This window comes from Sphingopyxis sp. EU05-FHT14B03 (assembly GCF_058790875.1).
On record NZ_JBYTDC010000002.1, the window covers coordinates 183,855 to 208,378 of the forward strand.

General features: G+C 66.0%; 30 protein-coding genes and 1 tRNA gene. 15 read left to right on the plus strand and 16 right to left on the minus strand.

What is annotated here, in order from left to right; all coding sequences use genetic code 11:
* Positions 1-32: 32 nt before the first annotated feature.
* Positions 33-1,652 carry an energy transducer TonB gene (locus tag AC3WS4_RS09970; protein ID WP_492739059.1) on the plus strand — a complete coding sequence of 540 codons (1,620 nt, stop codon included), beginning with the start codon at positions 33-35 and terminating at the stop codon, positions 1,650-1,652.
* On the opposite strand, the gene AC3WS4_RS09975 is transcribed toward AC3WS4_RS09970, so the two are convergent.
* Genes AC3WS4_RS09975 through AC3WS4_RS09985 form a run of 3 tightly spaced genes read right to left on the minus strand, consistent with a single transcriptional unit; the run spans position 1,584 to position 3,947 of the window.
* Positions 1,584-2,384 (minus strand): SDR family NAD(P)-dependent oxidoreductase, encoded by an 801-nt coding sequence (locus AC3WS4_RS09975; protein WP_492739058.1) that lies wholly within the window; start codon positions 2,382-2,384, stop codon positions 1,584-1,586. The genes AC3WS4_RS09970 and AC3WS4_RS09975 overlap by 69 nt on opposite strands.
* A 13-nt stretch (positions 2,385-2,397) precedes the next feature.
* Positions 2,398-3,018 carry a glutathione S-transferase family protein gene (locus AC3WS4_RS09980; protein WP_492739057.1) on the minus strand — a complete coding sequence of 207 codons (621 nt, stop codon included), beginning with the start codon at positions 3,016-3,018 and terminating at the stop codon, positions 2,398-2,400.
* Positions 3,015-3,947, minus strand: coding sequence for a DMT family transporter (locus tag AC3WS4_RS09985; RefSeq protein ID WP_492739056.1), 933 nt, complete (start codon positions 3,945-3,947; stop codon positions 3,015-3,017). The genes AC3WS4_RS09980 and AC3WS4_RS09985 overlap by 4 nt, the downstream gene beginning before the upstream one ends.
* Positions 3,948-4,044: 97 nt before the next feature.
* Here AC3WS4_RS09985 and AC3WS4_RS09990 point away from each other — a divergent pair.
* Positions 4,045-4,120: transfer RNA gene (locus AC3WS4_RS09990), tRNA-Trp, on the plus strand.
* Between the two features lie 251 nt (positions 4,121-4,371).
* On the opposite strand, the gene AC3WS4_RS09995 is transcribed toward AC3WS4_RS09990, so the two are convergent.
* On the minus strand, positions 4,372-6,000 hold the full coding sequence (locus AC3WS4_RS09995; protein WP_492739055.1) for an alkaline phosphatase family protein: 1,629 nt from the start codon (positions 5,998-6,000) through the stop codon (positions 4,372-4,374).
* Between the two features lie 193 nt (positions 6,001-6,193).
* On the opposite strand from AC3WS4_RS09995, the gene AC3WS4_RS10000 reads away from it, so the two are divergent.
* From AC3WS4_RS10000 to rplA, 6 genes are all read left to right on the plus strand, one after another.
* Positions 6,194-7,510, plus strand: coding sequence for an MFS transporter (locus tag AC3WS4_RS10000; RefSeq protein WP_492739054.1), 1,317 nt, complete (start codon positions 6,194-6,196; stop codon positions 7,508-7,510).
* A 182-nt stretch (positions 7,511-7,692) separates the two neighbouring features.
* Positions 7,693-7,890 carry a preprotein translocase subunit SecE gene (gene secE, locus AC3WS4_RS10005; protein ID WP_056348406.1) on the plus strand — a complete coding sequence of 66 codons (198 nt, stop codon included), beginning with the start codon at positions 7,693-7,695 and terminating at the stop codon, positions 7,888-7,890.
* 30 nt (positions 7,891-7,920) lie between these two features.
* The gene (gene nusG, locus AC3WS4_RS10010) at positions 7,921-8,457 is read left to right on the plus strand and encodes a transcription termination/antitermination protein NusG (protein WP_056348403.1); all 537 of its coding nucleotides are present in this window, start codon (positions 7,921-7,923) and stop codon (positions 8,455-8,457) included.
* Between the two features lie 40 nt (positions 8,458-8,497).
* Complete coding sequence (locus AC3WS4_RS10015; protein ID WP_492739053.1) at positions 8,498-9,427, plus strand: acyl-CoA thioesterase; 930 nt, start codon at positions 8,498-8,500, stop codon at positions 9,425-9,427.
* Between the two features lie 156 nt (positions 9,428-9,583).
* On the plus strand, positions 9,584-10,015 hold the full coding sequence (rplK, locus tag AC3WS4_RS10020; RefSeq protein WP_056348400.1) for a 50S ribosomal protein L11: 432 nt from the start codon (positions 9,584-9,586) through the stop codon (positions 10,013-10,015).
* Between the two features lie 4 nt (positions 10,016-10,019).
* Complete coding sequence (gene rplA, locus AC3WS4_RS10025; protein ID WP_056348398.1) at positions 10,020-10,718, plus strand: 50S ribosomal protein L1; 699 nt, start codon at positions 10,020-10,022, stop codon at positions 10,716-10,718.
* Between the two features lie 716 nt (positions 10,719-11,434).
* Here rplA and AC3WS4_RS10030 read toward each other — a convergent pair.
* Genes AC3WS4_RS10030 through AC3WS4_RS10040 form a run of 3 tightly spaced genes read right to left on the minus strand, consistent with a single transcriptional unit; the run spans position 11,435 to position 13,088 of the window.
* Positions 11,435-12,082 carry a heme exporter protein CcmB gene (locus tag AC3WS4_RS10030; RefSeq protein WP_056348396.1) on the minus strand — a complete coding sequence of 216 codons (648 nt, stop codon included), beginning with the start codon at positions 12,080-12,082 and terminating at the stop codon, positions 11,435-11,437.
* Complete coding sequence (gene ccmA, locus AC3WS4_RS10035) at positions 12,079-12,660, minus strand: heme ABC exporter ATP-binding protein CcmA (protein ID WP_492739182.1); 582 nt, start codon at positions 12,658-12,660, stop codon at positions 12,079-12,081. Before ccmA ends, AC3WS4_RS10030 begins: the two co-directional genes overlap by 4 nt.
* Positions 12,660-13,088, minus strand: a complete 429-nt coding sequence (locus AC3WS4_RS10040) for a metallopeptidase family protein (RefSeq protein ID WP_187138913.1) — start codon at positions 13,086-13,088, stop codon at positions 12,660-12,662. The genes ccmA and AC3WS4_RS10040 overlap by 1 nt, the downstream gene beginning before the upstream one ends.
* Positions 13,089-13,141: 53 nt before the next feature.
* Between AC3WS4_RS10040 and AC3WS4_RS10045 the strand changes: the two genes are divergently transcribed.
* Genes AC3WS4_RS10045 through AC3WS4_RS10055 form a run of 3 tightly spaced genes read left to right on the plus strand, consistent with a single transcriptional unit; the run spans position 13,142 to position 15,530 of the window.
* Positions 13,142-13,429, plus strand: coding sequence for a 4a-hydroxytetrahydrobiopterin dehydratase (locus tag AC3WS4_RS10045; RefSeq protein ID WP_187138912.1), 288 nt, complete (start codon positions 13,142-13,144; stop codon positions 13,427-13,429).
* Between the two features lie 4 nt (positions 13,430-13,433).
* The gene (locus AC3WS4_RS10050; protein ID WP_492739052.1) at positions 13,434-14,072 is read left to right on the plus strand and encodes a YoaK family protein; all 639 of its coding nucleotides are present in this window, start codon (positions 13,434-13,436) and stop codon (positions 14,070-14,072) included.
* A gap of 60 nt (positions 14,073-14,132) precedes the next feature.
* The gene (locus AC3WS4_RS10055) at positions 14,133-15,530 is read left to right on the plus strand and encodes an amino acid permease (RefSeq protein WP_492739051.1); all 1,398 of its coding nucleotides are present in this window, start codon (positions 14,133-14,135) and stop codon (positions 15,528-15,530) included.
* 3 nt (positions 15,531-15,533) lie between these two features.
* On the opposite strand, the gene AC3WS4_RS10060 is transcribed toward AC3WS4_RS10055, so the two are convergent.
* From AC3WS4_RS10060 to AC3WS4_RS10085, 6 genes are all read right to left on the minus strand, one after another.
* Entirely contained in the window at positions 15,534-15,794 is a 261-nt protein-coding gene (locus AC3WS4_RS10060; protein WP_492739181.1) for a TFIIB-type zinc ribbon-containing protein, read from the minus strand.
* Positions 15,795-15,934: 140 nt separating this feature from the next.
* Positions 15,935-16,144, minus strand: coding sequence for a helix-turn-helix domain-containing protein (locus AC3WS4_RS10065; RefSeq protein ID WP_187138910.1), 210 nt, complete (start codon positions 16,142-16,144; stop codon positions 15,935-15,937).
* Positions 16,144-16,671, minus strand: a complete 528-nt coding sequence (locus tag AC3WS4_RS10070) for a DUF2975 domain-containing protein (protein WP_187138909.1) — start codon at positions 16,669-16,671, stop codon at positions 16,144-16,146. The genes AC3WS4_RS10065 and AC3WS4_RS10070 overlap by 1 nt, the downstream gene beginning before the upstream one ends.
* Positions 16,672-16,760: 89 nt before the next feature.
* Complete coding sequence (locus tag AC3WS4_RS10075; protein ID WP_187138908.1) at positions 16,761-17,081, minus strand: DUF2218 domain-containing protein; 321 nt, start codon at positions 17,079-17,081, stop codon at positions 16,761-16,763.
* A 12-nt stretch (positions 17,082-17,093) separates the two neighbouring features.
* On the minus strand, positions 17,094-17,693 hold the full coding sequence (locus AC3WS4_RS10080) for a PadR family transcriptional regulator (RefSeq protein ID WP_492739180.1): 600 nt from the start codon (positions 17,691-17,693) through the stop codon (positions 17,094-17,096).
* 126 nt (positions 17,694-17,819) lie between these two features.
* Positions 17,820-18,023 carry a hypothetical protein gene (locus AC3WS4_RS10085; RefSeq protein ID WP_156377715.1) on the minus strand — a complete coding sequence of 68 codons (204 nt, stop codon included), beginning with the start codon at positions 18,021-18,023 and terminating at the stop codon, positions 17,820-17,822.
* A 441-nt stretch (positions 18,024-18,464) separates the two neighbouring features.
* Between AC3WS4_RS10085 and rplJ the strand changes: the two genes are divergently transcribed.
* Both rplJ and rplL read left to right on the plus strand, forming a co-directional pair.
* A complete protein-coding gene (gene rplJ / locus AC3WS4_RS10090; protein ID WP_056348365.1) occupies positions 18,465-18,980 on the plus strand; it encodes a 50S ribosomal protein L10 in 516 nt (171 codons plus the stop codon).
* A gap of 58 nt (positions 18,981-19,038) precedes the next feature.
* Positions 19,039-19,410, plus strand: coding sequence for a 50S ribosomal protein L7/L12 (gene rplL, locus AC3WS4_RS10095; RefSeq protein WP_056348362.1), 372 nt, complete (start codon positions 19,039-19,041; stop codon positions 19,408-19,410).
* Positions 19,411-19,512: 102 nt separating this feature from the next.
* Here rplL and AC3WS4_RS10100 read toward each other — a convergent pair whose 3' ends face one another.
* A complete protein-coding gene (locus AC3WS4_RS10100; RefSeq protein WP_492739050.1) occupies positions 19,513-20,451 on the minus strand; it encodes a hypothetical protein in 939 nt (312 codons plus the stop codon).
* A gap of 233 nt (positions 20,452-20,684) precedes the next feature.
* A complete protein-coding gene (locus tag AC3WS4_RS10105; RefSeq protein WP_492739049.1) occupies positions 20,685-22,208 on the minus strand; it encodes a hypothetical protein in 1,524 nt (507 codons plus the stop codon).
* Between the two features lie 135 nt (positions 22,209-22,343).
* Between AC3WS4_RS10105 and AC3WS4_RS10110 the strand changes: the two genes are divergently transcribed.
* On the plus strand, positions 22,344-23,372 hold the full coding sequence (locus tag AC3WS4_RS10110) for a D-alanine--D-alanine ligase family protein (RefSeq protein WP_492739048.1): 1,029 nt from the start codon (positions 22,344-22,346) through the stop codon (positions 23,370-23,372).
* A complete protein-coding gene (locus AC3WS4_RS10115) occupies positions 23,369-24,256 on the plus strand; it encodes an NTP transferase domain-containing protein (RefSeq protein WP_492739047.1) in 888 nt (295 codons plus the stop codon). Before AC3WS4_RS10110 ends, AC3WS4_RS10115 begins: the two co-directional genes overlap by 4 nt.
* On the opposite strand, the gene AC3WS4_RS10120 is transcribed toward AC3WS4_RS10115, so the two are convergent.
* Positions 24,191-24,520 carry a beta/gamma crystallin-related protein gene (locus tag AC3WS4_RS10120; protein WP_492739046.1) on the minus strand — a complete coding sequence of 110 codons (330 nt, stop codon included), beginning with the start codon at positions 24,518-24,520 and terminating at the stop codon, positions 24,191-24,193. The two genes, AC3WS4_RS10115 and AC3WS4_RS10120, sit on opposite strands and share 66 nt — an antisense overlap.
* Between the last annotated feature and the right edge of the window lie 4 nt (positions 24,521-24,524).

Here is a 24,524-nt window from a genome sequence, read left to right on the forward strand (position 1 = left end):
GTCATTCGACCAAGGGGCGGCGGGGAGGCCCAATGACGTTCGGCTTGGCATATGCGCTGATGATCGCGCCGGTCGCCGCCTCGGCCGTGCCGTCGACCGTCTTCACCGTCCACGAACCCACGCCAAGGGAAATCCGCGAGCGGCAACGCCGCGACCGCCAGCTGGCGGCGCTGTGTCGCAAGGCCGAGCGGCATCGCGGCGACCTCGACAAGCTGCTCGCGGAGAAGGGCGCCGATGAGGGCAGCTTGCCCGAAGTTGCCGGGCGGCTTTGGGAGGGCGAGCATGGCTGCCGCCGCGACCCGGCGCTGGCGATCGAGGTGACGCGCCGCGTCATCGACGATCGGGCGTTGACCTTCGCCAAGGTCGACACCGTTGCGCAACTCAAGCGCTTCCTCGACGCGCGCGGCGAGCCCGCCGACCTCGCCGAACGCGACGAGCTTCGGCGTATTCTGTGGGTGCGCGGCGACTATTATGGCGTGGGCGATCCGGTGCTCGGTTCCGCCGAGGAGAAACGCGCCTTCATCGCGCGCGACGATGTCTGGGCCTATGTCGACAGTCCCGGGCGGCGCGACAGCTGGAAACACCGTTTGATCCTGCTCGAAGCGTTGTTAGACCCCTTGTCGCCGCGCCACGATGCGATGCGGGCGGTGGCGATGATCGAGGCAGGGAACGACAGCCGCGACTGGACCCGCGCCGGGCGGCTGTTGCTCGATGGCAAGCAGCTGCCCGCCGATCCGGCGCGCGCCGAGGCGCTGCTCGTCCGCGCTGCGGAAAATGACGACGCCGCCCGTCTGTTGCTGCTGCCGGTGCTGGCGCCGCGCCTCGACAGCGCCGATCCGGCGGTCGCGCAGGCCGCGCTGGCACGGATCCAGTCCTGGGCCGCCAAGACCGAACCGGGCGGAGCGGCAACCCGCGCCCGGCTATGGCCGCGCCTCGTCGCGAGGCTCGCGGCGCCTGCGTCCGACGACCAGATCGCGGCCGCGCGCGACCTCACCCAATATGCGGTGCTCGGCGCCGAGGGCGACCGCGCGCCGCTGTTCCGTTGGCTCGACACTGCGCTGCGGCGCGGCAGTGACGCGGAAAAGGCCGCGAGCTGGTCCAATCTCGGGCGGCTGGTGTTGAAGCAGGAGCCGGGTGCAGAGGCGGTGATGACCGCGGCCTATGCGCGCGAGGGCGGCCTGCTCGACGGCGGCGCGCTGCAGCTTGCGAACTTCCGGCCGTTCATCACCGTTGACGATTATCCGGCACGTGCCATCCGCGAGGAGAGCGAAGGCGTGGTCGAGGCGGAGGTGGTCATTGCGCCCAATGGACGCGCCCTCCATGTCGTGGTGACGCGCTCGGCGTCGCCGACGCTCGACGAGAGCGTCCAGCAGCTGGTGGTCCGACGCTTCCGGCTCAAGGACAAGCCCGAATTTGCGGGGCGCTATGTGCGTGCCAAGCTGCCGCCGATCCAGTTCCGCCTGCCGAGCTGCATGACCGACACCGTGCGTACCCCCGCCATCGAGGCCGCGATCCTCGTCGACGGCGATTATTGTCGCCAGCCGATTCTCGACGTGCCGCTGCCCGTGACGACGGCTGCGGCCTCAGAAGAATTGCGTGCCGCCGTCCTGGTTGATGATCGCCCCGGTCATATAGGCGGCGCGCTTCGATAGCAGGAAGGTGAAGAGGTCCGCGAGTTCGTGCGGGCGCCCGACGCGGCCCAGCGCGACCTTCATCCCCCATTGTTCGGTCATCCAGCGGTCGAGCGCCGCCTCGGGATCGCCGCCATAGGCCGCGACCGCCTGCTCGGTCGCCGACGCCAACGCCTCGGTCGCCACCGCGCCGGGCGCGACGCAGTTCACCCGCACGCCCTTTGGGCCATAGGCCATGGCGAGGTTCTTCGACAGCGCGGCGATCCCCGACTTCATCGCCACATAGGGATAGAGATGCGCCGCCGCCGCGCGGGTCGAATAGGAAGCGGTCAGCACCACAGCTCCGCCTCCCGACGCGGCGATCACCGGCAGCGCCGCCTGGCACGCGCGCACGCTCGTCATCAGCACGGCCTGGAAACTCGCCTCCCAGGCGGCGTCGCCTTCCTCCTCGAAGCTGCCGTGGCTCAGCACCGGCCCTGCGGTGACCGCGAGGCCATAGAGCCGCCCGAAATGATCGGCTGCCGAAGCGATGGCATCCTCGACCTCGCCCGGCCGCGTCGCATCGGCGCCGCGCACGATCACCTCGGCGCCGAGCGCGCGCAGCGCCGCAGCCTTCGCCTCGCCGCGCTCCATATCGCGCGCGATCAGCGCCAGCTTCGCGCCTTCCTCGGCCAGTTGCCGCGCGGTCGCATAACCCATGCCCTGCGTCCCGCCGACGATGACGACCGGCTCGCCTGCCAGTTCGAGGTCCATCGCGGGGTTCCCTCTATGCCGTCTTTTGCCGTTCGCGCGCGCGGACGAACCCGTCGCGCGCCATGCAGCGCGCCAGCCACGCCTTGGTCGCCTCGCCCAGCACATCGTCGGCCTTCAGCGTGGTGGCGAGAAAGGCGGCATAGCCGATGACGATATCGGCGATGGTGAAGCGTCCCGCGACGAGCCACTCGCGGCCATCGCCCAGCGCCGCCTCGATGCTCTTCGCACGGCCACCGAAGAAGGCCTTATAATCGTCGACCGCCTGCGCCAGCCGCCGCTCCGGGGCCTCGACGCGCGTGTAGCGCAGCATGATCGCGAGCGGGAAGGTCAGCGTCGCGTCGCTGCGATGGAGCCAGTTGCGATAGTCCCAATAATCCGCTTCGTCGCGGCGTACCTCGAGCGGTGTTCCCTCCGCGATGCGTTCGCAGATCGCGGCCGACTCGGTCATCAGTCGCCCGTCCTCGACCCAGCCCGGCACCGTCATCAGCGGGTTTACAGGGCGGTAATCGGGGGCAAAGGCGCGCGGCGGAAAAGGCAGGACACGCAGGTCGACGTCGATCCCCGCCTCCTCGACCGCCCACAGGCAGCGCAGCGAACGCGCGTCGGCGCAATGATAGAGGACGGGCAGGGTCATGCGGCGATATCCTTCATTCGCTCGATATGCAGGCGATGTTCGCGCCAGGCGATGAACAGTCCGCTGGCGACGATCAGCGGCGCGCCGATCCAGGTCGTGTCGGCGGGCAGGGTGCCGAAGAACCACCAGCCGCAGGCGATCGACCACAGCAGGCTCGAATAATCCATCGGCGTCACCACCGACACGGGGGCGAGGCGCAGCGCACCGGTCAGTGACAATTGCACCACCGCGCCGAGCAATCCGAGTCCGACGAGCAGGCTCCATTCGCCCGCGCTGTGCGGTGTGAAGACGAAGGGCAGGGCGATGCCGAGCGGGATCATCGAGATCAGGCTGAACCAGAAGACGATCGTCATCGCGCTTTCGGTGCGGCCGAGGTCGCGGACCTGGATCGTGATCAGCGCGGTCATCATCGCGCCGCCGAGCGCGATCAGCGTGCCGAGTCCATGATCGCCCTCGAATCCCTGCATCAGCAGGGTCGTCGGGTTGAGTACGATGAGCACGCCGACGAAGCCGATGACGACCGCCCCCCAGCGTTGCCAGCCGACTCGCTCGCCGAGCAGCGCGGCCGCAAGGAAAACGCAGATGATCGGCACCGACAGGTTGATCGTCGTCGCCTCGGCCATCGGCAGGAAGATCATGCCGCCGAAATTGAGCGCCATGCCGGTCAGCCCCATCATCGCGCGCCGCGCATGGATGCCGATGCGCCGGGTCTTGAACAGGCCAAGGCCGCCGTGCGTTAACGCCCATATCGCAAGCAGCGGCAGCACCAGCGCCTGCCGCCAGAACAAGCTTTCGACGAGGTGGATGCCCGCCGCGTCGATATATTTGACCAGCACGAACATCACCGAAAGGCTGAGCATCGCGAGCAGCCGGAGCGCGATACCGCCGAGATAATGTTGTGGCGGATCGGATGCGGCGACGGCGGTCATGCAGGGGCGCATATCAGGGCGGCGATGCTTTGCAAGCTATGCATCGCCATAAGGCTTGCCCCGCCTGCCTTGTCCCGCTAATGGCGCACTCCGGCCTAGGGGTATAGCTCAGTTGGTAGAGCATCGGTCTCCAAAACCGAGGGTCGTAGGTTCGAGTCCTACTGCCCCTGCCAGGCCGCCGACAGAGGTCACGTCCTCGCCCGCGTTCACGGTTCTTCAAGGCCGGGACGGCCCGGCAGCCCGTTGCAGGAGGCTGCCCCCATGGTCTGGATCTATCTGACAATCGCCGGCCTGCTCGAAATCGTCTGGGCTTTTTCGATGAAGCAATCGGACGGCTCATGCGCCTCGCCGCATTGGCGGTGCGCATCGTCGTGGCGCTGCTGTTCGTCAGCGACCTCGTGCTGATGCAGGTCGCGTCGCCGAGTTAAAGCGCGTCAAGCATCGCTTTCACCTTGCCGACATAGGCGCTGGCATCGGCGTGGGTCTCGATCTTCCGGAAATCGGCGATGATGTCCTCGGCTGCGCGGCCGCCGCATTTTTGCGCGAGCTCGATCTCGGTCTTGAGCAGCACATGCAGGAAACCGACCGCATTGCCCGATCGCGGCAGCGGCTGTTCGTGCCGATTGTCGGGCGCCGCGCCGGTCTCATAGTCGCTTCCCTGCGGCGGGAGGACCGGGTCGGGCAGCGTCGTCGGGCAATCGCTGCGCGGCGCGCTTTCGGTTAGCAGCGGCCACAGGTCGGCGGCGGCGGTATCGCGTTTGGTCAATGGCCCCATGCCCAATTTGCGCGTCAGCGTGGCGAGCACCGAACTATGGTCATAGCGGGTGTGATCGACATGACCCTTCGCGATCCAGGGCGACACGATCACCGCCGGGACGCGGACGCCGAGAACGCTGAAATCGAAGCAATATTCGTTGAGCTTGCGATCCTTGGCATGGATATGATCGCCGGGTTCGACCGCGGGGGGGATCGCCGCGCTGTCATAGAAGCCGCCATGTTCGTCATAGACGACGATCAGCAGGCTGCTCTCCCAGACCGGCGAATTGCGGATCGTCTCATAGACATATTTGATCAGCCCCTCGCCGCCATAGCAATTATCCTCGGGATGCTGCGACGATCCCCCCGTGTAGCGCGGCCCCTTGCCGTCGCCGCCGGGTTGCGGCGAAAAGAAGCTGGCGCCGAAATTGGGCTCGATGAAGGTATAGGGATATTGGGTGTAGCTCGGCTTGCCATTGCCGTCGCGCGCGTTGATGTCGTGCGCGAATTTGGTCAGGTTCTCGATGCGCTCGAGGCCGATGTTCTTGATCGCCGCGACCTGCGAAATCCAGCCGCCCTGGTCCCAGTGCGACGGCCGGTCGCTGAAACCATTATCCTTGTCCTGGTACAGCTTCCATTGATGCTGCTTGGCATCGAGCGCGTCGTAGATCGAGCCATTGGCATATTCGAAACCCAGTCCGCGCCACGCCTCCCATTCGGCTTCGTCGCCGAAGCTGGGGCTGATGTTCATGCCCGACGACGAGGCGCCGTGTACGAAGAAACGATTGGGCCAGGTCGGTCCGGGCAGCGCCGAATGCCATGCGTCGCACACTGCGAATTCGGTTGCCAGCGTGTACAGGACGGGCAATTGCGCCGGCGTGTCGAAACAGGCCATGATGTCGCCGATATTCCCGGGCTGCGGCGTCCCCGTGTCCTCGCTGACCGATGTCGCATAGCTGCTGGCAAAGCCCGAATTGTCGACCGGCGGATAGCTGCACCCCGCGCATTCGATGAAGCCGCGCGCCTCCCTGCCGCATTTCTTCACGAAGCGGCCGAACGCGTCCGCGCCGCACAATTGCTGCAGCGCGTCGAGATATTCGTGGCCGGGATCGGTGGTCATGCACCAGGGGGCAGGGCTTTTGACCTTGTAGGTCTGCCCGTCATAGCTGTTGCTGGCGTCCGCCGGCGCGACGCGCAGCCCGGGAATCCCCGACCGGCCGAGCATATTGTCGAACGAATGATTTTCCAGCATCAGGACGAAGATATTGGTGATCGCGGCCTTGGCGGCGTCGGACATGGTTGATCCCCCCGGAATGAAACACATGCGCCCGATATTTTCATCGACATGTGGGCCGATGTGCCGGGCACGGCAATCGAAAAGGGCATCGTTCGTTTGTTGACATGAGTGTCAATTGCTGAAAGCTTCGCGGCGGGATCGGAGACAAGGCGACGTGGCAGAGCAGCAGGCTTCGACGGCGCCGTCCGTCTCCGTGATTCCCGCGCCGGCCGGCGACGCGCCCGAGGCGTCGCTGCGCCCGCGCACCGTTGCCGCCTATGCCGCAACTGCGGGGCCGACCGCGATCCTGAGCCTGCCGTTCAGCGTCTATCTCCCGCCCTATATCGCCGAAGGCGGCGTGATCGCGGTGGGCCTCGTCGGGCTGCTCTTTTCGCTCACCACCATCTGGGACGGGGTGGTCGATCCGCTGATCGGTACGATGATCGACCGCGTCCGCACCGGGCTCGGCGCGCATCGGCGCTGGATGCTGCTCGCGCTGGTGCCGCTGGCGCTGCTGCTCGTCACCATCGTGACGATCGGCGACAGCCTGCCGTTCGCGGCGCTGTTCCTGATCATGGTGCTCTTCTATTCGAGCTATAGCCTCTACGAGGTCGCGCAATTGTCGTGGGGTTCGGCGCTGGTGCGTTCGCCCGCCGACAGCGCCTTGCTCTATGGCATGCGCGACTGGTTCGCGAAGATCGCTCTGATCGCCGCCTTTGCCGCCCCGGCGGCGGCGCAGGTCGCGATCCCGGGCATCAGCCTGCAGGGACGGATTATGGCCTATGCCAGCCTGTTCCTCGTGATGGTGCCGATCGCGCTGTTCGCGATCGGGCGCGTGCCGCCGCGCACCATCGTCGCCGAACCGGGGATCGGCTGGCGAAACGAGATTCGCGTTTCGCTAGCGTTTCCGCCGCTGATGCTGCTGTTCGGGGTCCAGTTCCTCAACAGCTTCGCTTTCGGATCCCTGACCTCGCTCTTCGTCTTTTTCGCCGCCGCGGTGCTCGACCTCGATGCGCAAAGTGCGATCCTGCTGTTCGCGAGCTTCATCGGCGGTGCCATCGCCTCGCCGGTGTGGACCTTCCTCGCGCGTCGGTTCGGCAAGCCGGTGACGATGATCGCGATGGCGCTGCTGATTTCGGGCTTGTTGCTCGCGACGCTGGCCCAGCAACCGCGCGGGCTGGCGCAGGCGGCAGGCTTCTCGCTGCTGCTCGGGACCGGCTTCGTCGGCCTGCTGTTCATCTATTCGATGCTCGCCGACCTCGTCCCGCGCGATGCGGCGCGCTGCGGGCGCAGCCGCTCGGCCTTTCTGTTCGCGCTTTTGAACCTGATGCAGAAGTTCGGCGTCGCCGCCGCCATCGCGGTCAGCTACGCGCTGCTCGGCCTCGTCGGTTTCGATCCGCAGGACGGCAGGGCATCGGCGGGCGCGCTGCATCTGCTGTTCGTGTTCCAGCCGGTGGCCAGTTGGGCGATCATGATCGTGCTGTTGCTTTTCATGCGCCGCCACATGTCCCACGCCGCATCCCGCCTTTGACTTGCAATCGCTCCCGGGCGCAAGTAAAGGCCGCAGCATTCGGACAGATGCGCCGTTTTCCTTCCGCCTTTCGCCGACATGCTCGGGGAGGGTGGGCGGACTATTGCCCAAAGCACGGTTGACGCGCGGCGGGCGGCAACCCATCTGCCCGATATTCGGACGCTTAGAGGATTAGGACGATCATGGCGAAGACCAGCCCGAGCCAATTCATCAATCAGGTGAAGGATGAAGCGCGCAAGATCGTTTGGCCCACGGGCCGCGAGACGATGCAGACGACGATCCTGGTGCTGATCATGACCACGATCCTGGCGTTCTTCTTCCTCGGCGTCGACACGGTTTTCAACGCGATCGTCACCTGGCTGACGTCGCTCGCGCGCTGATCCGCGCAGGCTTACAGGGATAGTATAGACATGGCGCGCTGGTACATCATTCACGCCTATTCGGGTTTCGAGAACAAGGTCCGCGATTCGGTGATCGCCGAAGCCGAGCGCATGGGCCTGACCCAACTCGTCGAATCGGTCGAGGTCCCGGTCGAGACCGTCACCGAGGTCAAGCGCGGCAAAAAGGTGCAGGCCGAGCGGAAATTCTTCCCCGGCTATGTGCTCGCCAAGCTGACGATGACCGACGACGTCTATCACCTCGTCAAGAACACCCCGAAGGTGACGGGCTTCCTGGGTTCGATGGGCAAGCCGCAGGCGATCAGCGAAGCCGAAGCCGCGCGCATCCTGAACAGCAAGGAAGAGGCCGCGGCCCGTCCGAAGCAGGAAATCCGCGTCGATTACGAAATCGGCGACCAGGTCAAGGTGCTCGACGGTCCCTTCGCCAGCTTCAACGGGCTGGTCGAGGAGCTCGATTTCGAAAAGGCACGCGTCAAGGTCAGCGTGTCGATCTTCGGTCGTGCGACCCCGGTCGAACTCGACTTCGAACAGGTCGAGCGCATGAAGTGACGGCTCGCGCCGTCGCTCTCCTTCAGGAACGGACAGGTTTATGGGGCTGACTCCCGACGCGATTCAGGCCCGCATCGACCGTGCCCGCGCGATCAACGCCAGCGTCGATGTCGGCGACGTGGTGGGTGCCGTCGCGCGTCTGTTCGACCTCGATGCCGTGCCCGGGGTCGAGGACGAATTCACCTTTCCCGCGCTCGCAACCACCGCGCGCGACCGCATCTTCGGCGGCCAGGTGATCGCGCAGGCGATGGTCGCGGCGGCGCGCACCGTCGATCCCGACAAGCGGGTCCATTCGCTGCACGCCTATTTCCTGCGCGGCGGCGACGAGACCAAGCCGCTGCATTTCCGTGTTCACCGCGACTTCGACGGGCGCAGCTTCGCCAACCGCCGCGTCGTGGTGCGCCAGGACGGCAAGGTGATCTTCAACCTCACCGCCTCGTTCCAGAAACCGACGCCGGGCTTCGCGCATCAGGTCGCGATGCCCGATCTGTTGCCGCCCGAAGAGTGCCAGGATTTCCTCGAAACGATCGCCGCCGACCCGAATGTGTCGGAGGAGTCGTTCAACCATATGGCGCGGCGCCGTCCGTTCGAACTGCGCAACTATCGCCCGCCCGCCGCGGCGAAGGCGACGCAGCATTATCAATGGTTTCGCGCCGCCGCGCCGATCGGCGACGACCCGCTGGTCCATCAGGGTTTCCTCGCCTTCGCGTCGGACATGGGGCTGCTGTCGTCGGCGATGCTGCCGCACGGGCTCAACTGGTCGACGCCCGGCCTGTTCTCGACCAGCCTCGACCATGCGATGTGGTTCCACGACGATGTGCGCGTCGACGAATGGTTCGTCTATGTGATGGACAGCGACTGGTCGGGCGGCAGCCGCGGCATCAATCGCGGTTCGATCTATCGCCGCGACGGCACGCTGATCGCATCGGCGGTGCAGGAAGGGCTGCTGCGCCTTGTTCCGCAGGGCTAAAAACCTTGCTTTCGTGCCCGTTTCCGTCTAACGGCGCCGCTTCGCGCCAGACACGGGCGTGATTCCGCGCGGGAGGAAGGGGTGATGCCCTTCTGCTTGACCGCTAATTTTGAGGCTTTTCCTTCGGGAAAGTCGACAGAAAGATAGGAGGCCATCATGGCTAAGAAGATTAGCGGCTACATCAAGCTGCAAGTTCCGGCAGGGACCGCAAACCCCTCGCCGCCGCTCGGGCCGGCACTCGGCCAGCGCGGTGTCAACATCATGGAATTCTGCAAGGCGTTCAACGCTGCGACCGATTCCATGGAAAAGGGCACCCCGACCCCGACCATCATCACCGTCTTTGCCGACAAGAGCTTCTCTTTCGTCACCAAGACGCCCCCGGCGACCTATCTGATCAAGAAGGCCGCGAACCTGAAGTCGGGCTCGAAGGAACCCGGCAAGATCAGCGGTGGCAAGATCGCGCGCTCGAAGCTCGCCGAAATTGCCGAGATCAAGATGAAGGATCTCAACGCGAACGATCTCGAACAGGCAACGAAGATCATCGAGGGCAGCGCGCGCTCGATGGGCCTCGAAGTGACGGAGGGCTGATCCGATGGCAAAGCTGACCAAGAAGCAGAAGGCCCTCGAGGGCAAGGTTGACGCGCTGAAGCTTCACGCCGTCGACGAAGCGATCAAGACCGTTCGCGAACTGGCCTCGGCCAAGTTCGACGAAACGCTCGAGGTCGCGATCAACCTCGGCGTCGATCCGCGCCACGCCGACCAGATGGTCCGCGGCGTTGTCACGCTGCCTGCCGGCACCGGCAAGGACGTCAAGGTCGCCGTGTTCGCGCGCGGCGACAATGCCGACAAGGCGCTCGCCGCCGGCGCCGACAAGGTCGGTGCCGAAGACCTGATGGAAGACATGCTCGCGGGCAACCTCGACTATGGCCGCGTCATCGCGACGCCGGACATGATGGGCATCGTCGGCCGTCTGGGTAAGACGCTGGGTCCGAAGGGCCTGATGCCGAACCCGAAGCTGGGCACCGTCACCCCGAACGTCGCCGAAGCCGTGAAGGCCGCCAAGGGCGGTCAGATCGAATTCCGCGTCGAAAAGGTCGGCATCATCCACGCCGGCCTCGGCAAGCTGTCGTTCGGCGAGGAAAAGCTCCGCCAGAACTTCGACGCCTTCGTCGACGCGATCGTCAAGGCCAAGCCGGCCGGCGCGAAGGGCAAGTACGTCCGCAAGATCGCGCTGTCGTCGTCGATGGGTCCGGGCGTCAAGGTCGATACGGCCGACGTCACCGGCGCCTGATTTCAGGCACCGCAACGATTTAGGGAAGGGCCGGGGGAAACTCCGGCCCTTTTCTTATGCGCGAAAGGCCGCTTAGGGGTGGGAAGCGGACTTTGCCGATCCTCCCTGTCGCGCAGCGATGGGGAGGTGGCAGCGCGAAGCGCTGACGGAGGGGCCGACGCCGTCAAAGGCTGGCGCAAGGCCGCCGCCCCTCCACCACCGCTGCGCGGCGGTCCCCCTCCCCACGGCTGCGCCGCAGGGAGGATTCATTTCCGCAATCGGTCATTAACGGTCGCCGTCGTCCGCTGGCCTTGAGGGTGAAGGATGGTCTGGATCGAGATATTCGCGACATCCGCAGTCTTTAACCGTACACGACATCTCGCCGTCGCCGTCCCAATGATACCCGATAAGATGGCCACATCGCTGACATCCGCTCGGCTCATTCATCGATCGTCTCCAGTGTCAGCTTTTAGCGCCCCAAAATGGCGACGGGAACGACAGCATTTGGTCGGGAGCAGTCATCGTCACTGCAGCGCCAAAAACCGCTTTCCTAATTTATTCGGCCATGATCTACCCTGCCAGATGGCCGTCTCGCCTATCCCGCCGAACCCCGCAACGACGCCCGTCCTCCATCGCCCGCTTAAAGCCACAAAGGATACAATTCCGACGCGGCCATGCGGGGCTTTTGTGGCTTTAAGGCCAAACCGGGCCGATTTTTCGCGATCCGCCGGCGTTTGTCATTCGCGCAAGCCTCGTAACGCGGCGCCCGCCGCAAACGGCCCGATCGCGGTGAGCAACAGGCTCACCGCCGCCAGCAGCTTGATCGCCCCGCGCCCCGACGGGTCGAGCATGCCGGCGCCAAAGATCAGCAGCGGCACCGCCAGCGGCAGCACCAGCAGCCCGCCGATCGCGCTTCCGCCCTTGAGACCCGCAGTCAGCGCCGCGCTCAGCACCGCCAGCGAGGCGAGGGCGGGGATGGCGATAGCGATCCCCGTCGCCAGCGTCTCCATCCGCCCCGCATCCTGCGCCAGCAGCGCCGAGGCGGGGAGGAGAGCGATCAGCAATGGCAGGCCAAAGCCGACCGCATGCGCGCCGATCTTCACCGCCGCGATCACCTCGTCGGCGACCCCGCGCACCGCGAGCTGGTCGAGCACCCCGGCATCGCGGTCGGGACGGACCAGCCGGTCGATCGGCAGCAGCGCCGCGAGCAGCGCCGCAACCCATGCCATCCCGCCGCCCGCGCGCTGGAGCAAAGGGGCATCGGGGCCGACCGCAAAGGGAAAGGCAGTGGCGACAAGCAGGAAGAACAGCACCGGCAGCCACAGCGCCCCGCTACCCCATGCCCGCCGCAGGTCACGCCAGAACAGGGCGATCAGCATCGTCATGCCAGCGCCCCCATGTCGAGGTCGGCCAGATCGGGGACGCCCAGCGCAAAATGCGACGCCAGCATCACCGCGCCGCCATTGGCCCGATGCATCGCAATCGCCGCGACCAGCCGCGCCTGCGCCGCATCGTCCATGCCGTTGGCGGGCTCGTCGAGCAGCCAGATCGGCGCCCCGCTGGCGATCACCCGGACCATCGCGGCGCGCTTGCGCTGTCCGGTCGACAGCATCGCGACCGGCACCTCGGCCAGCGGATGCAGCGCCATCGCTTCCATCGCGCGATCCACCGTATGACCGTCGACAGTATCGACCCGTGCCCAGAAATCGAGCGCCCGGCGCAGCGGCAGTTCGGCGTCGAGTGCCGCGGCCTCGTCGATCAGCGCGACCCGGCCGAAGCGCTCGACCGTTCCCGCAGCGGCGCGCAGCAGCCCCGCCGCAACGCGGATCAGGCTCGACTTGCCCGCGCCATTGGGGCCACGCAGCCACAGCGCCTCGCCGGGCGCCAGCGCCAGCGACAGCTCTTCGAACAACAGCCGGTCGCCGCGGATGCAGGCCACCCGGTCGAACCGCAGCAATACCATCACGCCATATCCTCGAGCGCGTGCATATCGTCGTCGGAGAAACCGAAATGATGCCCGATTTCGTGGATCAGCACATGGCGCACCAGCCGGTCGAGTTTCTCGCCGGTCTCGATCCATTCGACGAGGATCGGAATGCGATACAGGGTGACACGGTCGGGCATGCCGCCGCTCGCGTCGATGCTGCGCTCGGTCAGCGGGCGGCCTTCGTAGAGGCCGGTGAGGTCGTAAGGATGCTCGATGTCGAGCGACTTCAACACGTCGTCGTCGGCAAATTCCTCGATCGCGATCACCACATCCTGGATATGCGGCGCGAACACGGCGGGCAGGCTGTCCAGCGCCGCCTCGGCCATCGCGAACAGCGCGTCGGTATCGGGCGCCGTGCCGGTCCAGCCGGGAGGAAGAGAGGAAAGGGCGGTCTTGTCGCTCATCGCGCCCTTCCTTATGGGGAGCATCGCGCCATTACCAGCGGGGAGACGAAGCGATGATCCAGAAACTCGATGATGCCGCGCGCGATGCCCTGCTGGCGCGCTTTCCCGACTGGACACACGAGCCGCAGCGCGATGCGATCACCCGCCGCTTCAAGTTCGCCGATTTCGCGCAAGCCTTCGGTTTCATGACCAGCGTCGCGATCATCGCCGAAAAGATGGACCATCACCCCGAATGGTCGAACGTCTACAACCGCGTCGACATTCTGCTGACAACCCACGATGCCGATGGATTGTCGGCGCGCGATGCGAAACTGGCCGAGGCGATCGAGGCTTTGCTCTGACGCGATGATCCGTTTCGACCGCACCCATCAGCATCTGGCGGTTGGGATCGCGATCCTCGCCGGTTTCGTCGATGCGATCGGCTTTGTGGAGTCGTCGGGCTTTTTCGTATCCTTCATGACGGGCAATTCGACCCGGCTGGCGGTCGGTCTCGCCCAATGGAGCGACGCGGCGATGGTCGCGGGCGGCATCATCGCGACCTTCGTCGCGGGGGTGGTGACGGGCTCGCTCGTTGCCGCGCGTGCCGGTTCGCGGCGGTCGCCTTGCGTGCTCGCGCTCGTCGCGCTGCTGCTCGTGCTGGCGATCGGATTGCGTTCCATCCTTCCCGGCTGGTCGCCTGTCCTTTGCCTCGCCTTCGCCATGGGGGTCGTCAATGCCGCAATCGAGGGGCAGGACGGCGCCGTCGTCGGCGTCACTTACATGACCGGCACGCTGGTGCAGATGGGGCACAAGATCGCCAATGCGCTGCGGGGTACGGGCGACGGGCGCTGGCTCGCGCATCTTTGGCTGTGGGCTGCGCTGGTTGCCGGCGCGGTCGCCGGGGCGCGGGTGGTCCTGTGGTCGGCGCCGCTCGCTTACGCGCTGGCGGTGCTGTTGGCGGCAGGGCTGGCGGCGCGTGCGCATAGGGTGGCGCGCCCGGGTTAATGGCTCCGCTTGCCTTCTCCCCGATCCCGTTTCACAAGCAACGAAAATAGGGGAGCCCGAATGACCGACAGCCTGCTGCGCCGCAAAACCATCGTTCCGGAACAGCAGGAGGGGCACAGGCTCGCGCGCACGCTCGGCTGGCCACATCTCGTCGCCCTGGGCGTCGGTGCGATCGTCGGCACCGGCATCCTGACGCTGATCGGCGTCGGTGCCGACAAGGCGGGACCCGCGGTCATTTTGTCCTTTGCCGTCGCGGGGCTGATCTGTGCCTGCGCCGCGCTCGCCTATGCCGAAATGGCGACGATGATCCCCGCGTCGGGCAGCGCCTATACCTACAGCTATGTCGTGATCGGCGAACTCATCGCCTGGATCGTTGGCTGGAGCCTGATCCTCGAATATTCGTTGGTGGTCAGCGCGGTCGCGGTCGGCTGGTCGGGCTATGCGGCGCCGCTGCTACAGGCGTGGGCGGACGTCCCGATGGCGCTGATGCAGGGTCCCGAACTTGGCGGCATCGTCAACCTGCCGGCGATCGCGATCATCGCCCTCGTCGCGGGCATGCTGCTGTTCGGCACGCGCGAAAGCGCGACGGTCAATGCGATCCTCGTCGTCGTCAAGATCATCGCGCTGGCGGTGTTCGTCGCGGTGGCGCTGCCCGCCTTCGACGCCGCCAATCTCGAACCGTTCAGCCCCTATGGCTTCGCCAAGCATATCGGCCCCGACGGGGTCGAGCGCGGGGTGATGGCGGCGGCGGCGATCATCTTCTTCGCCTTCTACGGCTTCGATGCGATCGCGACCGCCGCCGAGGAAGCGAAAGACCCCGACCGCGACCTCAAGATCGGCATCGTCGGGTCGATGATCGTCTGCGTGCTGATCTATGTCGCCGTGGCGGTCGCGGCGGTCGGTGCCATTTCCTACAACAAATTCGCCAACAGTCCCGAGCCGCTGGCGCTGATCCTGCGCGATCTGGGCAGCCCGAACGCGGCCTATTATCTGGGCGTTTCGGCGGTCGTCGCGCTGCCGACCGTTATCCTCGCCTTCTTCTACGGCCAGAGCCGCATCTTCTTCACCATGGCGCGCGACGGGCTGTTGCCCAAGGGGCTCGCCAAGCTGTCGGAGCGGGGTTCGCCGGTGCGCATCACCATCTTCACCGCGCTCGTCGTCGCGGTACTCGCGGGCTTCATCCCGCTCGACGAGCTGGCCGCGCTGGCCAATGCCGGCACGCTCGCGGCTTTCACCGCCGTTTCGGTCTGCATGCTGATCATGCGTGTCCGCGCGCCCGATGCGCCGCGCACCTTCCGCACGCCGCTGCCCTGGGTGGTCGGCGGCATCGCGGTGCTCGGCTGCATCTATCTGTTCTTCAGCCTGCCGGCGCAGACCCAGATCTGGTTCTTCATCTGGAATATCGCCGGGCTGGGCGTTTATTTCCTCTATGCCCGGCGAAATGCCGTCGCGGGCTGATCGTCAGTCGAAAAGCTCGCTCAGGAAGCTCTTCTTGTAATTCTTCTTGTAGGGCTTGCCATAGTGGCGGTCGTCATGGCCGCGCTCGCCGCCGCGATAGTCCTGCTCGCGATATTGCGGCTGCTGGGGCGGAGGCGCGGCCTGCTGCTGCGGCGCGGTCGCGGCTTCGCTGCGCTCGATGATCTTGTCGAGTTCGCCGCGATCGAGCCAGACGCCGCGGCATTGCGGGCAATAATCGATCTCGATCCCCTGCCGTTCGGACATCGTCAGATTCACGCGGCAGGTCGGGCAAAGCAGCCCTTGGGCATCGGTCACAAAAATTCCTTTCTCGGCACATGCGAAAGGCGGCCGAAAGCGACCGCCTTTCATCTCAACGCCGGAGCGGGATTTGCGTTCCCGCGCGGTCAGCCATCGGCCTCATGGACGAGCAGGTCGCCCGGCTGGCACCCGAGTTCGGTGCAGATCGCCTCGAGCGTCGAAAAACGCATCGCTTTGGCCTTGCCCGTCTTGAGGATCGACAGATTGGCCAGCGTGATGCCGATGCGCTCGGACAGGTCGGTTAGCGTCATCCGCTTCGCGTGGAGGAGGTCGTCCAGTTTCACGACGATCGCCATCACACGGTTCCTTCCAGTTCGTCGCGCATCGCTGCGCCCTGTTCGAACACCGCCGCGAGGACGAAGGCGAGCAGGATGGCGAGGATGTTGTTCAGCGACAGCCCGCCCATGCCGGCAAATTCGCTGTGCGCCGCCGCGACGCTGCTCGCGATCATGTGGAGCGGGATCGCCAGCAGCTGCGCCGCGACAAGGCCCCAGCCGATACGGCGGAGGCGCCGAGCATTCGCGGGGACGAAGGGATCGCCGGTCGCGGCGCTGGCGACCAGTGCCTGCAACTGGCGCAGCACATAGACGGCAACCGCCAGGATCGCCGCCAGCACGGCCATCATCCAGAGCAGTTGCGACTGGATGATGCCGGGGTCGACAAAGACCTTGCTGTTCTTCAGCTCGACCATCACGTCGGGCCAGGCGGCGACCAGCGCGATGCCGACGACGAGCACGAGCACGGTGGCCGCCGCCACCAGCCCCAGCATGAGCCAGAGCAGGCCGCGGGTGACCCCGAGCAATGTGGAATGTTGAGCGGGCATATCGTTCTCCGATAGGTTGTTTATCGAAGAACAATATTGCGAGTCGTCCTTATCGTCAATCGATATTATCGAAAAACGATATTTCGGGCCTAGGCCGCCTTCCAGTCGAACGTCAGCGGCGCTTCGCGGAAGGCGAAGCGATCGAGGTGGCGCGCCACGGCACCCTTCAAACCCTCGAGCTGGCCGTCGATGCTGGCATCGATGCGGACCGCCAGCGCATCCGCGCCGGCATCGAAGGTCACCAGCCCGTCGCCCGGCCACTCGGCGCCGCGAGCGTCCTTGGGAAAGGTAACGGTGCCATGGTCGGCGGTGAATTCGACCGCGAGGTTGTGCTGCCAATGCTTGCACAGTTGCTGGAGATATTTGCCGGCATGCGCGGTGGGCACGCTGGCGGTTGCCGATATCGTCATATCCGTTGCTCCTTACAGCCGTTCGATCTTCTGCGCGGCTTCGTCGATCAGCGCGACGACTTCGTGCAGCTTTGCCTCGTCGATGTCGCGGTCGCCGAGCCGATTGAGCAGCACCTGGCGCAGATTGCCCATCGCGCGGCGAACCGATCCGCCATCGGTGCGCTGCCGCTCTTCGCCGACCTCGGCCAGCCGCGCGAGCAGGGCTTCGACGATATCTTTGTTCGCGTCGAGTTCGACCGCGCCATCTGGCGTAATCGCGAACAATCTCTTGGCGCCTTCGCTTTGCTGCGCGGCGATCTGGCCCATGTCGTCGAGCAGGGTGAGGGTTGGGTAGATGACCCCGGGGCTGGGGGCATAGGCCCCGCTGGTCAGTTCCTCGATCCGGCGGATCAGGTCATAGCCATGGCGCGGTTCGTCGGCGATCAGCCGGAGCAGCACCAGCCGCAGTTCGCCGCTGTCGAACATCCGCCGCCGCGACCGGCCGTCGTCGCCGCCTCCATGTCCGTGGCGACCGCCGAAGCCGCGTCCATGGCCGAAGCCCCGTCCGTGTCCGCCGTTGTGCATAGCGCGGCGCATGCCGCAGCCGCGTCCCTCCATCTTTCCGTAAAACATCATATGGTCCTTAGAGCTATTTCCGATAGCTCTAAGATATATCTTATGAATAGCTACACAAGGGGGCGTCCGCAAATTTTCCGGACATGATCCTGCGGCTTTTGTGAACCGATGCGCCGCGATGCGTCAAAGGCCTTCTTCCCGGGCCAGTGCCAGCAGGCGTTGCCAGTGGCGTCGGTCCCGGCCGTTCAGGCCGCGATCGGCGGCGCGCCGTTCCAGTTCGGGGCGCGTGTTGTCCCCGTGTTTCAGCTTCATCTGTTGCAATGCGTCGAGGTCGTCGGCGAGCTTTTGTGCCGCACGTCGACCGCCGAACATATCCGAAAAACCCAATGATCCCTCCTGTCGACATGGAAGATGCACGGGGGGAGTGACATCAAGTTGTGACAACTTATCAGATTAAAGGAGGCTTGTCTTGGGGTTGGCTGCTCTCTTGTCGTCCCGGGCGGGGAACGGAGTCGGCCAGGCGGCGCATCGGCCTTGACTTCCCCGGCGTCGGCGCTATTGGCCACCGCACATTGTCGCTGCTCCGGCAGCGGCGATTCCGTCCGAGACAGTTGGTGAGGGGAATATGCCCTTCTTAATTTCCAGCCGAGACGGGGAACAGTCTTTATCGGTCGCCCGCCTGGTTTCAGGTGACGCGGCTTGACCGACCCCATCGGACATCGTTGCGCAAAGGACAGGCGAGCTTTGGCTCGCTGCCGCCTTTGCGTGTTTTAGCCGCCCGGCGGCGCGCGCTTGCGCGCGGTACCGGGCACAGAGTGGAGTATAGGCATGGATCGTACGGAAAAGGCCGAAGCCGTATCCTCGCTGAACGCTACGCTGTCGTCAGCTGCCTCGGTTGTGGTCGTCCGCAACCTGGGTCTGACCGTCGCTCAGTCGACGGTGCTGCGCCAGCAGATGCGTGATGCCGGGGCCGACTTTCGCGTCACGAAGAACCGTCTTGCCAAAATCGCGCTCGACGGCACGTCCTACACCGGCATCGGCGAACTGCTGACCGGTCCCACGGCGCTCGCAACCTCCACCGATCCGGTGTCGGCTGCGAAGATCGCCGTGGAGTTTGCCAAGACCAACGACAAGCTTGAGATCGTTGGCGGCGGCATGGGTGACGTGGTGCTCGACGTCGATGGCGTCAAAGCGCTTGCTTCGCTTCCCTCGCTCGACGAGCTGCGCGCCAAGATCATCGGTCTGGTGCAGGCTCCGGCCACCAAGGTTGCGCAGATTGCCGCAGCCCCGGCGGGCCAGCTGGCGCGGGTTTTTGGCGCATATGCCGCCAAAGAAGCAGCGTGATTTCGAACTAACCCCTTGAACTACTGCCGGGACATCCCGGCTCTGATGGAGAATGAACATGGCTGATCTTGCAAAGATCGTTGAAGAACTGTCGACCCTGACCGTCCTCGAAGCGGCTGACCTGTCGAAGCTGCTCGAAGAAAAGTGGGGCGTTTCGGCTGCCGCTGCTGTTGCTGCCGCTCCGGCCGCTGCCGCTGCAGGCCCGGCTGCTGAAGAGCAGACCGAATTCGACGTCATCCTGACCGGTGACGGCGGCAACAAGATCAACGTCATCAAGGAAGTCCGCGCGATCACCGGCCTGGGTCTTGGCGAAGCCAAGGCGCTCGTCGAAGGCGCGCCGAAGCCGATCAAGGAAGGCGTGAACAAGGCGGAAGCCGAAGAGCTGAAGGCGAAGATTCTCGCCGCCGGCGGTACCGTCGAACTGAAGTAAGTCCTTGTCCGGGCCCCTTCGTCGGGGCGCGGGTTGGAATAGGAAAAGGGCGGTGCCGCGAGGCACCGCCCTTTTCTGTTTCCGGATATCGCAGGCAGCTAACTAGCTGCCGGCGTATCCGGGACGAAGCCGGCCGGGAAAGAGCGGTGCCTGATCGGGGCGGCGCGTCGTCTGCTTGGCAAGCGCGGGCTCGGGACGGTTGGCGATTTCCCATGCACTGACCGGCTGGCGCACGACCTGCGGCTGATCCATCAGCCCGTCATATTCCATCCGCTCCTTGCGGTCATGGAAGCGCGCTCGCTTCAGGCGCTTCTTGAGCGTCAGGAACGGGTTGTCGGCGGTCGGTCCGACCATTGCCAGCGCCTCGTGGCGTCCCATGCTGCCGCTCGGTGCGGCGGCGAAGGCCGGCGTCGAGCGCTGGGCCGGCGCGGGGGGCGCAAAGACCTGTTCGTCGCGCGGCGCATAGGCGGGCGCCGCAGGGGCAGTCACGGGTCCACGAACCACCGCCGGGGCGACGGGTGCGACGACCGGGACATCGGCATATTCGACCGTCGATTCGGCCCAGGCCTCGCGCGTCCGGCGACGGCGGCTGAAAGCCAGCGCGGCACCGCCGACTATCAGCAGCGCGGCGGCACCACCGGCGAGCTCCCACGGAAAGCCGTCAGTGGCGGGTGCCGCATCGGCGACCGGCGTCGGAACCGGATCGACCGTCGGCGCGCCCGGGGGCAGGCTTTCCACGGGCAAGGTGCTGGCCGCGGCTTCGGCGGGAATCGCTGCACTTGAGACAACCGCGACGGGCGCAACTGCAACCGGTTCGGGCGCGGCGGTGCGTGCCGTTGCTGTCGGACGCGTGGCGGCCTTGGGCGCGGCGCGCGGCGTCGCCTTGGCGACCGGAGCGGGAGCGGGTTCGATATCGACGGGAACGCGGATCACCGGCGCGGGCTGCGTCGGTGCGGCGACCGGGGCGCTCATTACCGGCGCCGGAGCCGTCGTCGGCGCGACCGGCGGCACCATCACCGGCGGGGCGACGGGCTCGGCCACGGGGGCGGCGGTTTCCTGCGCGAAAGCGCTGGGGCTGGACAGAACCAGGAACGCGGCAATCGCGCACGTGGCGGGGCGGGAGAGGGGAATTTTCTTCGTCATAGTGAAGGGCCAACGAACGGCACGCAAAAAATGCTGCCGAATGGCGGCGATTTTCACGATGAACCGTGGCAGCCGGACGGCGCGGCGATGATTTCGACTCGTTTCGGCGCCTTGCGGCGTCGGAATCGCGGTCAGGCGTGTTGGGGCGGGCGCGACGAATCCATTGCCGCCGCCGCGGCGGAAATCGCTGCGCCGATCAGCCCCATGTCACGGTCGAACCGGGTGTCGAGCGCCGCATCGTCGAGTGTCGCCATCTCGACCATCATCGGCATCGACAGCGAAAGCCGCAGCGTCCCCGCGGCGCGGCCATCGGCCAGACTATGCGTGCGCACCGGCTGGCCCAGGCGGATTTCGCGACCCAGCCACTGGCGCGATTGGCGCGCGATATGGCGATGGATTGCTCGCGCCTGATCGAAATCGCAGGTCGTCCAGCGTGCGGAGAGGTCGAGCGTGCGCAGGGTCGCGGCGGCGAGGCAGGGCGCGGTCCTGTCTTTGCCGTCGCTGTCCAGTACGTTGCGCAGTTCGAGCCGCGCGACCATCCGGCCGACATGATGGCCGAAGCGCGCGGCGATATGATCGACCTGCGGCGCGGGCAGCGCGGCAAAGCGTTCGATCTCGATCATCGCCGCCTGCAGGCGAAGGAGCAGGCCGAAATTGCCCGACGCCGGCAAACGATCGGCCCCCGGCCAGTCCGCCGGCCATTCGGCGCGCGTCGCGACGCGGCGATAACCGTCGGGAAGCGGCATGGCTCTGGCCCGCACCGCGTCGGGGATCAGCGCGAAGCCGCTGAACGGCGGCCCGCCGGCGAATTTCGAGCCGGTCATCAACACGACACAACCGAGCGCGAGGTAACGGCGGATCATCGCAGGCGCGACGCGCAGCTGGCACGCGTCGACGACGATCGTCACCGCGTCGCCGAAGGCCGCGACGATCCGTTCGACATCGGCGAGGACCGGCAGGGTCAGGCCCGATTTCGACCCGTGGACGACATGGACGACCGGACGGCGGTCGTTTGCGATCGCTCGCTGCGCAGCGGCGGCGAGGTCGTCGGCGACGGTGCTCGACGCGCGCGGTCGTCCGGCGGCGTCGCGCACGGGAACATCGACCAGTTCGGTGCCGGCAAAGGCGGGATCAATCGCCGATTGCGCGACGACCCGCGCGCCGGTCGCGGTCTCGTCGGCGAAAAAGCGCCCCGCGGCGCTGTGGACGCAGCCGCTGCCGACTTCGTCGCGCCCGAGCAGGATCGCGGTGAGCGGTCGCCCGTCATGGGCCGCGGCAAGTCCCGCATATTCGAGGTCGGTGCCCGACGCGGCGAACACCACCGCGGTGTCCGGCGTCCCAAAGGCTTCGACCAGCTTGAAGCGCAGGATCGCCAGGGCCTCGGCATAATCGCCCGCGGCGACGGGGCGGTCGAGCCCGTGATGCCAGCGATCGAGCAGGGTATGAAAGGCGTGGTCCGAGATGCTGCTGATCGTCGACGAGCCATAGGCGAGTGCGTCCGACGGCAGCACGCTGGCATGATATTGGTTGCGACCGTCGGCGTCGGGGCGGATCCGCGCATCGCCGCCGCTGGTGAGTGCGGTCGCCAGTCGCGCCGCGTAGCGTTTGGCGGGCGGAAGGCGGGGTTCGTCGGCGGCAATCGCGTTGAGCAACATCGGGAGCGCGGTCCTGGCAAGGGGAGGGCAAGACCGACGTCTACCGCCCCAACATGACAGAGATTTGGCGTTTTGGTTTCAGCGCCGTCACCGAAAGGTCATGCCGCTGCAACCTCCGTGTGGTCGAACCGCCTTATGCGAACCACCTCTCTTCAGCCCACGCGGCTATCCGACGCCATCCGCCAGCGGCGGCTGCTTTTCATTGCCAAACATGCGCGCTGGACCGGCGCCTTGCACCCCGAGGACGGCAACCACGCGCTCTACCACCGCGAGATTCGCGAGATATTGGAAGGGCTTGGTGTCCCGCTTGTCATCGCTGACAGCTATGCGGCGCTGTTCGACAGGCCCGATGCCGATTTCGTCTTTCCGCTGCTCAACCGGGGTGGCTTCTTCAATTCGGAAATGCTGCTGCCCCTGCTCTGCAACCGCATGGGCCTGCCCTATGTCGGCGCCTCGCCGATCGTGCGCGGACTCTCCGACGACAAGCATCTGACCAAGCTGGAGGCCGCCGCGCGCGGCGTGCCGACCGCGCCCTGGGCCTTGTTCCGCCGCGGCGTGCCGGTCGACGTGTCGCGCTGCCCGCCCGCCTCGCGTTGGGTGATCAAGCCGAACAACAGCTCGGCGTCATGGGGCATTCGCGACGCGCACGATCGCATCGAACTCGCGCAGGCGGTCGCCGAGATCCATGCGCTCGACCATGACGCGATCGTCGAACCCTTCATCGCCGGCAGCGATGTCGAGGTGCCGGTGATCACGCAGGGCGGCGAACCCGCGATGCTGCCGATGATGATCTTCGAACAGGCCGATCCGACGCACCTGCGCACCTATCAGGAAAAGCGCGACCTGGTCGACCGCAGCGCCAAATATAGCCTCAAACTGTTCGACGAACCCGAAATCGGTGCGCGCATCGCGGCGATGACCGCGCAGATGGCCGAGGTCTTCCGCCCGTTCGATTTCGGGCGTTTCGAGTTCCGCGTCGACTTCGCGACCGGCGAGGTGCGGCTGCTCGAGGTGAACCTCAACTGCAATCTCTGGTCGGAAAAAGTCTTCGGCCGCGCCGCTGTCGCTGCCGGATTTACCCAGGCCGACCTGATCGAGACGATCGTCGCCGAAAGCATGCTCCGCCAGTTGGCGCCGGCGGCGGCGCGGAGGGACGCGGCATGAGCGGACAGCAAACGGGCCTCGGTTCTATCCTCATCCTCGCGGGCCGGCGGCCCGGCGCGGTCGACGCCCTCGCCGAGGCGCATGGCGTCGCCGACAAATGCCTGGTGCCCGTTGCAGGCCGTCCGATGGTCGCGCATGTGCTCGTCAGCGCCGCCGCGACCGACGCGGCGCGCATCTTCGTGTCGAGCCATCACGAAGGACTGGCCGACGATCTTGGCGATATCGTCGTCGACAGCCTCGGCGATCGCCTGGTGTTCGTGCCCGCTTCCGACAATCTGGCGGATTCCGTACTCGCTGTTGCCGAACGGGCGGATTTCCCGCTGCTCGTTACGACCGCCGACAATTGCCTGCTGACCCCCGCGACGATCGCCGAAATCAGCGCCGAAGCGGCGCGCCTCGGTGCCGAGGCGGGGGTGGCGCTGGCGCGGCGTGAGGATGTGCTGGCGGCGCATCCTGAGGGCCAGCGGCGCTTTTACGAATTTTCGGACGTCGCGGTGTCGAACTGCAACGCCTATTGGATCGGCCATCGCAGAGCGCTGAAAGCAGCCGAGGCATTTCGCGGCGGTGGGCAGTTCGTCAAGAAACCGGTGCGGGTGATGCAGGCATTCGGGCTGGTCAACCTGCTGCGTTTCCGCTTCGGGCTCGGCCCGATCCATCATATCTTCGGCCGCATCTCGCGGCACCTGAAGGTCGATGTCGCGGCCCTGCTCGTGCGCGACGGCGCTACCGCGGTCGACGTCGACAACGAACGGTCGCTGCGCGCGACCGAGGCGATCATGGAAAGGCGCCGGCCGCCGCAGCGGCCGGACGCGGACTTATTACTTGGCCTTGATCACGCGGGCCGACTTGATCATCGCCTTGCCGATGCCGGTTTCGTTGGCTGACACGGTCAGGCAATTGCCCTTGAACTTGGGCTTGTCGCACAATTCCCAGGTTTCGCCGGGATAGACCGCGATGCTGCCGACGAGGAAGTCGTGCTGCAGCGACGGTTCGTCCTTTTCGAGGCGATAGGAATCGCCGTCGAACTTCTGGCCTTCGAACAGGGTCAACGTGCCTTCGATCGTCTTGGACTTATCCTGTGCCGCAAGCGGGCTTACCAGCAGAGTGACGCCGACAGCGACGGCTGCGAGGCGGGTGAAACGGGCCATGCGG